General features: G+C 42.0%; 9 protein-coding genes. 6 read left to right on the top strand and 3 right to left on the bottom strand.

Features of this window, described 5'->3' with window-relative positions:
• Positions 1–267: 267 nt before the first annotated feature.
• Positions 268–471 (bottom strand): recombinase family protein, encoded by a 204-nt coding sequence (locus KZC02_RS33255; protein ID WP_409014252.1) that lies wholly within the window; start codon positions 469–471, stop codon positions 268–270.
• A 149-nt stretch (positions 472–620) separates the two neighbouring features.
• Between KZC02_RS33255 and KZC02_RS08020 the strand changes: the two genes are divergently transcribed.
• The 5 genes from KZC02_RS08020 (at position 621) to KZC02_RS08040 (ending at position 4,163) form a co-directional block, all read left to right on the top strand.
• Positions 621–1,094 (top strand): hypothetical protein, encoded by a 474-nt coding sequence (locus KZC02_RS08020; protein WP_221393623.1) that lies wholly within the window; start codon positions 621–623, stop codon positions 1,092–1,094.
• Positions 1,095–1,374: 280 nt separating this feature from the next.
• Positions 1,375–1,803, top strand: a complete 429-nt coding sequence (locus KZC02_RS08025) for a hypothetical protein (protein ID WP_221393624.1) — start codon at positions 1,375–1,377, stop codon at positions 1,801–1,803.
• A 218-nt stretch (positions 1,804–2,021) separates the two neighbouring features.
• Positions 2,022–2,462: a carboxypeptidase-like regulatory domain-containing protein gene (locus KZC02_RS33260; protein ID WP_409014281.1), complete on the top strand. Its 441-nt coding sequence runs from the start codon at positions 2,022–2,024 to the stop codon at positions 2,460–2,462.
• Between the two features lie 291 nt (positions 2,463–2,753).
• Positions 2,754–2,969 (top strand): hypothetical protein, encoded by a 216-nt coding sequence (locus KZC02_RS08035; protein WP_221393626.1) that lies wholly within the window; start codon positions 2,754–2,756, stop codon positions 2,967–2,969.
• Between the two features lie 63 nt (positions 2,970–3,032).
• On the top strand, positions 3,033–4,163 hold the full coding sequence (locus KZC02_RS08040) for a prolyl oligopeptidase family serine peptidase (protein ID WP_221393627.1): 1,131 nt from the start codon (positions 3,033–3,035) through the stop codon (positions 4,161–4,163).
• A gap of 423 nt (positions 4,164–4,586) precedes the next feature.
• On the opposite strand, the gene KZC02_RS08045 is transcribed toward KZC02_RS08040, so the two are convergent.
• On the bottom strand, positions 4,587–4,883 hold the full coding sequence (locus tag KZC02_RS08045; protein WP_221393628.1) for a hypothetical protein: 297 nt from the start codon (positions 4,881–4,883) through the stop codon (positions 4,587–4,589).
• Positions 4,884–5,162: 279 nt separating this feature from the next.
• On the opposite strand from KZC02_RS08045, the gene KZC02_RS08050 reads away from it, so the two are divergent.
• Positions 5,163–8,978, top strand: a complete 3,816-nt coding sequence (locus tag KZC02_RS08050; protein ID WP_221393629.1) for a malectin domain-containing carbohydrate-binding protein — start codon at positions 5,163–5,165, stop codon at positions 8,976–8,978.
• An 857-nt stretch (positions 8,979–9,835) separates the two neighbouring features.
• Here the strand turns inward: KZC02_RS08050 and KZC02_RS08055 are convergent.
• Complete coding sequence (locus tag KZC02_RS08055) at positions 9,836–11,272, bottom strand: trehalase family glycosidase (RefSeq protein WP_221393630.1); 1,437 nt, start codon at positions 11,270–11,272, stop codon at positions 9,836–9,838.
• Positions 11,273–12,379 lie beyond the last annotated feature (1,107 nt).

Here is a 12,379-nt window from a genome sequence, read left to right on the forward strand (position 1 = left end):
TGTCAATCTTACTGCTTTGAGAAAGCAAAAAAACTTCAAAGTTCAAAACTTCATCAAGCTTTTCCCAAGTAAACATCAAAGGGCGATCATTCAAAATCTTCCTTTCGTTAGAAGCGTTCGATAATCTAAGGAAACACTTTAAAGCATGATTGCGCTCCTAACCAGATATAGTTTGGAAAAATATACAATCATGCTAAAACCTGAGCTGACTGATCATTGCTTCAGGTTCCGGATGCTCCCTTATCACTCCTTTACTCTCCAAATTTATTATTTAAACATCTTCTTACACCCTACCTTTTTTAGCGCTTCAATTTGCAGATCTAAATTCTGGTCTTTGGCGGCGGCCGTAGATACCCTTGCGTAACCTATGATCATACATAATCTCAAAAACTCATGTTTTTCAAATATACAATAACTTAATTTTTGAGACAGGTTTTTGAGACTACCGTAAAGCAAGGAGAATACTAACATATTATAAATGTCTCAATCTCGTTAAATCTCCGTTTTTGCGGAGAAAGCTTACAACAACATATTGCAATGATTTTATAGACAGTTGATAAAATAAGAATAATGATATAAAGATTTCTTATATATTGCAAGCTCAATCTTATAATGCTGACATGAGACTAATTTATATGGCTGTCATTTTTGTTGTGGTCGTTATGACCAGTCGGTGGACACCTAAAAAGAAGCCATCCGGCTATCCACAAGATTTCACGTTCCGGCTGGAAAGAACGGCGTTCAACTACGATTCACAAACTCATAAATATAATTACTTTGATAAGTCAGTTATCGTTGCCCTGACAGATGAAGAACTCCAGGCAATTTATGAGTATGCCAGGGATACCAAATATCTTAATTTTCCAAAGGAATTTAAATGTGATGGAAAGGAAGCTATGGTACCATGCTTTACAGATCGTCTGGAAGTCAGATATAACAATAAGTATAAAATATCCATAAATGATGATTGCTGCTCTAAAATTGAAAAAGGACGGCCAGAGCAATTTGATCATTTGGTACGGAAAATTACTGAAATTTTAGATGCCAGGGAACAGGTCAGGAATTTGCCGAAATATCATACCAAATATATGTAAGAACATAGCAATTTATCGGAACAAGAAATAATGTAGGTAATCAGCCACACATTACTCGAGTATTATTTAGATTATTACATATCCATATAACCCTAAGATATTGATCCAGTTACTACATTAGTGTTCTTCTTAAAACCACCGTTTTTGCTGACATAGTTTGAACCGAGATCAATAGCATCAAATGAGCCATGTATATTATCTATTTATAATGAAATTATTATATACAATCATTCCAACCAAAAGGGATTAATTGGCATCCTTATAAAAAAAGCCTAGCCTTATGAAAAAGCTCTTATTTGCGCTGATGATCTCACTTGTTTTAGTTGCCTGCAAAAATGATGATCCTGAACCAGAGCCGGAAATTGCAGCCATTGTGCATAAGTGGAAACTCACTGCTTACGAAAATACAGTAGACGGTAAAAAAATCTGGGTTCCTGTTAATGGGGAACCCAATTATATCAGTTTCAGGTTCGATGGTTTGATACTTGATTCAAATGGTTTGCCTCCATGCTGCTCACCAAAGGCGTATTATTTGAATGGGGTGCTATTTGAAGTAAAACCGAAGGCAGAAGTACCAACGAATAATTTTTGTATAAGTGTTGATTGTATCGGATGTGACACATGGGATATTCAACAAATTGACAATGAGCTCATTATATCTCTCTGCGAGCCCTTCGCTGACAGAAGGTCAAAGTACATTATGGAATAATTTGAAGCATCTTAAAGTTTTAAATTGGCTGCAGAAGGCAAATTCAGTGTCTTACAGTGTAGAATTCGGAGTCAATGACCACCGCAATTCGGAAGTTAAGTGCATGCCGTTTTGGTTATCATTGACCAGTTTAAATAAACGATTAACAGGTATTTAATTGGTCGGTGTAAAAATATGCTGATGTTCAACCTGCAACGGAATTGGATGGTCAGGCAATCATGAGACTATTAATATTGCTGTCACTTTGTTTTATTTCATTGTTTGTGAGTGCTCAGCGGATAGTGACCGGAAAGGTGGTCGACGAGTTTGAATTGCTTCCAATGCCCGGAGTTAGAATATTAAGCCGTGATACTTTGGAATTGGGAACAACTGATCTAAACGGTGATTTCAAAGTTGAACTCCCTCAAGAAACTCATGCTCTACTGGTAAGTTCGGTCGGAATGGAGTGGGCGTCAATAAAAGTTCCGGCCAACTGCAATAGATTAGAAATAATAATGCTGGCTGACGTTATCTATGATTTTGTGACAGTCCGGTCAATAAATAGAAGACGCTATAAGAGATTCAAAAGTCTGATTGTCAAGCATAAGAAAGCATTTGCTAAAGGCTTTTTCACTTCTACTAGTCCTTGCAGTACGTATACATTCGAAAATACAAAATAACACCAGTCGCTTCAAAATAGCATGGCTGATAAATGGCCAGCCGAAACAAAAATTAAAATAATAGCAATCTCATTGAGAACTTCTTCATTCTGGTTGTCTCACATAAAACCTCGTTTTTAGATACTCCGATAATAAATACAACAACTATCAAGTAACGACCTGCTTCCGTAGTTATCGAAGTCAAGATAGTAAGTTGAGCGGTTAAGACCGACCGTTCATTCTACTGTTAAGTAAATATCCATTGCAACATGCTTTTTTTGATTACTAAAAAAATCCAGAGGGCACTCGGCTATGAAACAGGGCTTCTACACCTTTGCCAATTTCTTCCTGGGCCTATCGATCCTGATGGCTGTATTTAACAGTATCCTCTATTATTTTCTCGATAATAGCTTTTTCCTTCTGAACGCATTCAAAAACTGGCATCTTGCTGAAAACGTTGTAGGGGTGGCAGTTATCCTGTTTATGCTGCGCTATTATCATTTCAAAAAATACTATGTTTCTTTATAGGCTGCGAGCGTAGCGGGAGTAGTAGCTTTATGTTATGCCATCTTGGTTTATTCTTTAATATTGATGTACCGGGAACTGCATATTTATTATATTCCCATGGTTTTGGCCACGATCAGCACCGGAATGCTGTATGCACTGAGTCTGATCTTTTCTGAATCAGGAAAGAGGATGTGGCTTAAATGGGCAGGCATTACATCGGGTCTTTTGGGTTGCCTGCTGCTTGCAATAAGTATTTACCACTTCTTTTTTCTTAGAAATCCGTTATCCGCTCCGAGCTCACTTACCAAAATTTACCTCTTGACTTTGAGGGTTGTAAACCTGATTCCTATTTTATTTATTCTGAATTTTTCAGACGAATCGAAACTTGCTGCAACAGAAAAACTGAGCCGAACAGATCAGATTTCTGAGACCTGGCTGGGATTGGCATGTCTATTGTGTCTCGTATTTGCCCTGTTTGCCGGAGTAATGTTAGCATCTCAGGGCTATGATGTAATGCATGTACCGAAAAGAGTTAAAGCACTGGCGATGCCTTTTGAAGCCAGGTTTTATGTAAGCAGTAGCGGAGATACGCTGATGTACAGGATCATGAAGCCGCTGAATTATAATTCCCAGAAGAGGTACCCGCTCATAGTAGGCCTTCCCTATACCTGTGCCGATGACAATGAACGGAAGATTGCGGTGTGCGATCCTGCGCAGTGGTTGTCAGAGGAAAAGAACAGAGCAAGATATCCAGCATTTACATTTGTTCCAAGATGTCCCAAAGGAGCAGGCTGGGGTGGCGTTCCCAATAATCCTTCGGTAGAAAAATTGGCTCTGGAAGCAATCACTGCACTGATAAAACAGCCCGTAATCGATAAAAAAACGGTGTATGTTACAGGTATTTCAAGAGGCGGATATGGATCTTGGCATTTCATTGGCACCCGGCCTGACCTCTTTGCGGCGGCAATACCGATCTGTGGGGGTGATGACCCTCTATTAGGTAAAAATATGGTTGATGTGGCTGTATGGGCATTTCATGGCGCAAAGGATAGAAATGTACCTGTCGCAGGTTCACGCGATCTTATAGCTTCTATCCAGAAAGCGGGCGGGCATCCCCGATATACTGAATTCTCCGATCGCGAACATGGCATTTGGGATTTGGTAAAGACTACTCCTGGGTTGTTGGACTGGCTTTTTGCTCAAAAACAGAAGTAGAAATGAAAACCAGTTGTAAGCGTTCCTAAATCTCAGACAGTCCGAAAGCACATAAAATTTAATTCTCTTGACGCTTCAAACCCTTTGACCAGTCTCTCTAAAACGACCGTTTTATGAAATACCACTTATATTTTTCGAACCTGTAGCCCTAAATCAATATCTACCCGGTAGAAGTACCCTTTTCCAATTTCATTATCAAACGATAATTTATCTTCATTAAAAGTTGCTTTCAGTTGGGGCTCAACCTAGGCAAACCAGCTATCATCATAAAATTGCACCATTAAGGTGGGGCTTACAGGATACAACCCATTTGATATTTACGATCGAAGATTTATGAACCCTTACGAACTAGGCTGAATCCAGTTTTTCTTCCAATAACGTTAAGGTTTCCGTATACAAAAATTTACCCTGGCCAGTATGAATTCAGTAGTATGGACTGGACGCAGTAATGAAAATGATATCACTGGCCTGGATCAGGATATTGCTTGTGCCGTTTATAATACTGATCCTGGTTAGGCCAACTCTCTCTTCCTTTAATGGTATTTCAGGCTCAGAAGGTATGAACCTAAGGGATACGATAAAGACTGCTGGATATATCAGCAGACAGATGTAAAGATCTTCTGCAAGACTGTGCCGCAGTACATCCACGAAGTAAAAAACATGCCCTCCGGCCAAAGAAGAAACTGCAAAGGCGATGATGGAATACAATGAAAAGTGCAAAGCGGAAACGACCAGGTTTACAGCTATGGTAAAAGTCAGCTTGTACTCAAATATCTGATCCCGGTAAATCGACTTAAAATTAATTCAATTTAGTCAAAAATATGACCACAAACATATATAACTATTTGTATATGAAATATTTAACAAAAATAAATGCTCATTTTGATCTCTTTTATGATTAAAAAACTGATTATATTTATAGAATTAATTAAAGTTTAAATATACTTAAACTCTTCTCATATGATCAGAGCCTTACTTTTAACTGCATTCTGTATAATTATGAATACAGCTGTGCAGGCGCAGCAGATCCAGCTTGTTAAAGATATCAATACGACACCAGGTTCTTACAGTCCCAACCTTAGAAATAACATAGTAGTCAATGGAAAAATTTTTTTCCTGTCTTATCAGCCAGGATCTGACATCCAGCTTTTTGTGACCGATGGGACAGAGGCCGGAACAGTGCGTCTGACAGATAACGATTCTGGAGCAGATCAACCCTATGGACTGACCAGCGCCAATGGTTACGTTTTTTACAAGGCCCGGTTCGAGCGAAGCTGGTGGCTTTTCCGAAGTGATGGCACAAAAGATGGAACTATCCCCATTCATAAACTTGCCCAAACCTATGAAAACTCCAACGACATCGAGGAAGTCAATGGCACGGTTTACTTTTCCGGTTCACAGGATTACAGCCGCAACCAGCTTTGGAAAACGGATGGTACCATTGCCGGGACAACGCTTGTCAGGGATATGGGGTCAACAGAAAACGGTTACGGTATATATGATTTTTATAACTTTAAAGGTAAACTCCATTTCATAAATACATTAGAGAGCAATGGAGAATATATTGCCACAATATGGAGCAGTGATGGTACGGCGGCAGGTACCAAAGCCGGCGCAAGCTACACAGGAACTTCTTTTAAACCGGCTGTGGCAGGAAACTATATGTATTTCTCCCCGACTTATTACTCCCAGACTAATGTGCTTTACAAAACAGATGGAAAAAGCATTACTGCGCTTACAAACGGCCAGACCGAAATAAGGGATCCATTCGCCATAGGTACGAAGGTCTACTTTGCCACGAATGATGCACTTTGGATAACGGACGGGACGGTTGCAGGAACTATGCTGTTAAAGAATATTCATGTGAATGACGGCAGAGACGATCCGCAACGCGCCGGTTTTACTAACCTGAATGGCACACTATTTTTTTCCGCCAGTACCGGTATCCAATCTGAAATCTGGAAGAGTGACGGAACAGCGGCAGGAACTGTGCAGGTCACCAACCTGAATGCAACCAGTCGGGTTGATCAAATCGAAAGTATTATCGTTGCCGGTAATCATCTCGTATTTGGGAGCAGCGACCCGGGTGGGAAACTCTGGAAATCGGACGGTACAGCAACTGGTACAGTAGTACTGGCTGATTTTCCGGGCTTCAATCCCGTTCTGTTGGGAAGTAATGTAATCTTTAATGGAACACCTGCTACAGGCAACGGACTTTTTCGTACTGATCTGACTTCGGCAGCCCCGCAGCGAATTACCAAAGTAACTACCGAGCAATCACTTCCATACAACTTTACAGATGTAAACGGAACACTGTACTTCACAGCAAAGTCATCATCTGATTCTTTTGGATTGTGGAAATCAGATGGTACGCAGACAGGAACCGTACAGGTACAAAAATTGAATTACGTTTCATACCAGATCACTACTGCCAATGGGATTGTCTATTATACGGAAAAAGATTATCTTGGCGTAGACAGGATATGGAGAACAAACGGTACAACTGGTGACGCTGTTCTGGTGGCAGATTTATCCGACCCCAAATTTGGTGTCAAGCAGATCTCTTCACTGACCGCCATAGGCAACACCTTGTATTTCATACTTTTTGATTCCAGTGGCCGTATGGAATTATGGAAAAGCGGGGGAACACCTGTCGTAACCAGTTTTATCAGGGCATTTGAGAGTACCAGCCGCCCGGACTTTGAACCCATCGCATTCAAAGGACAACTGTATTTTGGTATTGTCGATCAAACCAGCCACACTCAAATCTGGAAAACCAATGGTACCGGAGCCGGTACACAATTAGCACCGGAATTCGCATCGAGCGGCAGACTGGTTACAAATGATGGCCGTTTTGATACATTCAGCGTTATAGGTGACAATCTTTATGGACTTTTTTACAACAATTCCAGCTATAAACTCATCAAAACGGATGGTACGCCGACAGCTGCAACCACCGTGGCCAGCCTGCCATTTATTCCGGCGAGCCTCTTTGGGGCAGGCGGCCTGATTTACATCTCATCAGTCGCATCCGATGCCGGTAAAAAATCACTCTGGAGAACAGACGGAACGGTCAGCGGAACTTTTGAACTGGCAGTACTCGATGTTAATCTGTATGCCGATCCTGAACTAGGCCCGAACGACCCTTTTCGCCTGCAGACAGACGTAAACGGCAAACTGTTTTTCATGAATACTGAACCTGCACTTGGTGACCACCTGTGGGTCAGCGACGGGACCGTTGCCGGAACGCGCAGGCTTACGCAGGTACCACAAAACAGGATCAGTTTTTTTACACAGCATACAGAAAGCCTGAACGGGGTGCTTTACTTTGATTATTATGAACCTGCCACCGGACGCGAAATCTGGCGGAGCGACGGCACACCCGAAGGTACCCACGTACTGGAAGATTTTACCCCAAACGGAAATACAGCCGTTGGATCCATGAAAACGGTGAATAATACTTTACTGATCACTGCCGATACAGGGGAATATGGCGGCGAACTTTACAAGATCGTACCTGCTGCCGGGCAGCCTTCCCTTCGTATCAATGCCGGTGGCACAACTTTCACCGCGTCAGGCGACCGCATGTTCAGCGCCGACCAGTTTTATAACGGCACCACACAAATTTCCAATGCGGCAGACGGTGATATTGCAGGCACGACCGACGACCAGCTTTACAAAGAACAGCGCTTCGGATCTTCGTTCAGCTACAATATTCCTGTTACCAATGGCACATACAATGTGGTACTTCATTTCGCAGAAATTTACTGGGGTGTTCCTTCCAGAAGCGGGACAACCGGCCCGAATAAAAGGCGGTTCCATGTCGATATGGAAGGCACCAGAAAACTCACTGATTACGATATCTTTGTCAAAGCCGGTGGCGTCATGCGGGCCAAAACAGAAACTTTCACCGTGATTGTAACCGATAACACTTTGAATATCGACTTTCTGAAAGGTGCAGCCGATAAACCCATCATTGCGGCCATTGAAGTGCTGCCAACCCAGGTAATTTTAAACCCCCTTGCTGATGCTTACATCCGCAATACGCCTAACGAAGAAACCAATTACGGAACGGAGCGTACGCTCGAAGTAAAAACGGGAAGCCTTCCCAGCTATCAGCGCGGTACTTACCTGAAATTCCCTTTGACTGGTGTAAGTAACGTCGGTTCCGCCAAACTGCGCCTGTATGGTTCCAACGAACAGACCAGTGCAAATACCAGTGCTGCTGTTTACGGCGTCAGTGATGATACTTGGACAGAAACCGGCATCAAATGGTCAAATGCACCGGTGGCATCCGCAGCTGCACTGGGCTCGGTGAATGTTCACAGCACAGTTCGGTACTATGAAATCGATGTGACAGCTTTTGTCAGGTCCGAGCTGGCGGGTGATAAAACGATCAGTCTTTTTGTGACCAATCCTGCTGGCCAGAACGCCCGGCTTGTCTTCAACAGCCGGGAAAATGCAGCGTACCCACCTCAGCTGGTCATTGAAAAAGCAGTTTCACCTGCTGCAAGAACGAGTGCAGAAGAAATTATAACCCGGACAGAAAAAGAGGCAGAAACTTCAGGCATTTATCCCAATCCAGCCGGAAAAAGCTTTACGGTGCATATTGCAAAAGCACATCAGGGAAAAGTGGATTTACAACTGATCAGTCTATCAGGTACTACCTATCAAATCAGTCATCAGAAAAAGGCGGCATCGGCTTCAAAAGTGGAAATGGATGTTTCTTCCATGCAGCTGCCGCAGGGAATTTATATTTTGAAAATCCAGTCGGCGGCTTTGGTCGAGACGGTTAGGATATTACTGACAGAATAAACAGTCAGAGAAATGGAGCCATTTGGTTTTGGAAAATGATGGGTTCTGAAATCAAATGGCTTCTGCTAAAATCAAATTTATTTATAGCTAATAATAGTAAGCAGTTTCTAACCAGTTTAACAAAAATGGCGTTTTGGTATAATTGAATGCATAAAAAAATAGAAATAGAATATCTACAAATTAAATTCACATAAAAACCACCGTTTTCTGCATCGACATCATCTACCCGAAACTCCATTATTATTGAGTGGTTCGTTTGGGGTGTGGCCAGATGAGTTCCTCCAAAATGTTGTAAAGTCTGTATACTGCCAATCGCTAATGCACTGAACTGAGTGCGTAGTTCTGCAAAATCCTCTGTGTATTAAATGGTGGATAATCCTGTAATTTTTTATAAAAATGATTTAGTGTCCTAATTAGAGAATTCGGATAGCAGGACCACCTGATTCCGTAGCAGATTGACCCCAGTCTGTGTCTCGTCTTTCTTACAATATCCTGTTCTCTATCAATTAATTAAACTGGTCATTCCTAACTGAAACAAGATGTCCCTCGTTTACGAAATACAATGGTCACGACTCGAATTCTCCAAAACTTTACACTCCAGCCTGCTTAGAATAAAACACTGTCATAATTAACATCCTTGTTATTCATACAATCATCCGATTTGAGGACAGTTCATAAAATTTCTGTTAAGACTGTAACAGAAAAATGAAGGGTTTTATCAAATCGTAAGTCTTGCTCTTAACTGAGGGGCATCTATGTCATAACGGCTGATGAACATTTCATATTCCCATTTGTGAAATCAAATTGTATGGTTCGGAATGCTTGTCAGGTTAAATGAAATTAAAAATACCATATGGTTAGTCAACCCGGGCAGTGACCTGCCGGCTGGCGGCTACATTCACATCCAGATACGAAACCATCCTCGCCCCCTTGACAGTCATTTGTGCGGCTTTTCGTTTAACACCGTCCACTGTAATGAACGGGTGCTTTCCTGTAAACATTGCACGCCATTGAACCGCCGAAGATCCTGTATTTTGAAACGAGGTTTTGCTCCGGCTTTCTGTCACCGATATCTTCCTTTGCAAAACAGGCAGATTTTCCAAGGTATGGGTATCATCTGCTCTGCCATTGAACAAAGTAGTGATCCGGTTGACACGCGCATCCGCATCGATACCCATTACGCCCTGCACAATTCCCTGGATTACGCCATAAGACACTTCCGGGTATTCCCGGCGCTTGGTTTTCAGGTCGGTCAGATGGAGAATGTAGTCACGGACCTGACGGGTATAACCATATTGACCCAGCAAATAGGGAAAATAGGACTCGTTTTCAATGTTCCACTCCCGCGACAGTATTTCGTCAATCACTTTCCGCGTTCTGGTGGAATCATTCAGCACATCAAACCAGAGCAGGAACGTTTCTCCCTCCGTGTGGCCGAATGACCCGGCCGAGGAATAATAGGTAAAGTACTTCCCGTTTTTCTCGCTCCACCACTGCTTTTCGATGTGCTGCCGGTATTGTTCAGCCTTTGCGTCGTAAAGTTTGGCTTCCGCTGCCAGCCCGTTTAAACGCAGCATATCCGCATATGTTTTCATGCCCCGGCAGAGGGATGCAATCAGGTCGACCCCCATTTTCAAATCGTGCACGCCTTCCGAATAGGATGCCAGTCCGCGGCAGCGCTGAAAGGAATCTTCATCATCATAGGAAGCACCGGCGTTGGGGTGCAGCGGCCGCGACAACAACGAATCGGGTTGCAATACCCAGCGCCGGATATAATCATTGACTGATTTTTTGTGAAAATTTGCGAGTTTAGGACCGTTGACGTAGCTCCTGTCACCCGTCCAGAGATAGAGCTTCCAGGCCGAGTTCAGGATATCAAAATTTGCATTCAGGTTATACCAGAATTCCTCGTCACTGCGGTAGTCGGCTGGTGCCGGTTTTCCTTCCTTGTTGATCTCCCAATAGGAACACCAGTCCCTGCTATCCGAAATATTTCCGGCAAACTGCAAAAACATATTTTTGTTGGCCTTCCCAAGCCCGATCATTTCGGCGGCCATGCTCTGGTGGGAAACATCCCGCATACAAAATGCCGAACGCTCAGGCAGAGCGGCTTCATACCATTCACCAACAAGATCGCCGGACTTGCCACGATAGCTGAGCGCCATTTCCTTTGCCCTTTCAAATGCGGTTTGCAATGCGGCATCCGTAGACCTGAACTGCAATGTTTTGCTTTGTGCAAAACAATCCTGATTAAAAATGAACCACATTAGGGCAATTGCGACGTATCTGATCATCCGTTTCATTTATAATTAAAAGACAATCTCTCCGAAAATCTCCTTCTTAATACCTTGGCTACCCCGTCAATTGTAGCCAAGGATCCGGGCCACAGCAGGATTTCGCTATAGCCCGGTTCTGGGTATCGGGTAAAAATAAAGCACTGGGTGCCATATTCTTTCCCGGACTTTTGTTTACTTACAGAAATACGTACCTCCGACCAGTAATGACCCTCACATTAGTCATTATATTGCTTTTGTACCAGCTTAAGTAAAAGCTCTTGCAGTCATTTTTATATTGATACTATCTGAAAAATAGTGCAGCTAAATTAGCTTCGTAAGGAGCGACTAATTAGTAATGCCGAGTGATAATCTGGTATGTTCCTTTTTGACAGAAATTTTTTCATATGAAGGCTTTTTAGCATTTTCAACAGGATCATCTGGTACAGCTCAAATCTGTTTTGTCACCGCTTTTAAGTCAGTTCCATCCGGATTTTTGTCAAAATCTTCATCTTCTTTTTTTGTATTCTGTCTCTTATTTTATAGTATTCAGATAGCATGACCACCTGATTCTGTGGCAGATTGACCATCGACTGTAATAAGCCTTTACAAGGTTATGCGGCTTTCAGTTAATCCGTCAAACCTACCATTTTGACCGAAACAATATGCGCCTTATTTCCGAATTACAATGTCAGCGGCTCCGAATTTTTCATATTAATCATGTGATAAAAAAATATTGTATTATTCATGGTTGATATGAAAGGAAACACCCCACAGTCAATGGAACCAGGCTTTTTTACACCTGATATTGGTACTTTGCTTACATATGACCATTTGCTAAAATGGCACCAATGTTTATAGCTGCCGCTACCAGTTAGTTAATATGTTATAAAAGGATTGCCAGGCTGATTGTTTTTTTACTTGTGGCTGACCGACTGACTTACGCTTTTTGTGTTCGTTAAAATTGAAAAATACTCTAAATATTACCGTATTAAATGATAAAGAATATTTAAAATATATTATTTTTAAATTACAAATTTACTCAACTTAAAACTGATTGAAAAATGGATAAAATTTTTACTTCCGTACTGCAACGAGCAAAGATATTATCTTATAAACGGTGGGGGC

Origin of the sequence: Dyadobacter sp. NIV53 (assembly GCF_019711195.1) — a bacterium.
In the GTDB taxonomy this organism is placed as follows: Bacteria; Bacteroidota; Bacteroidia; order Cytophagales; family Spirosomataceae; genus Dyadobacter.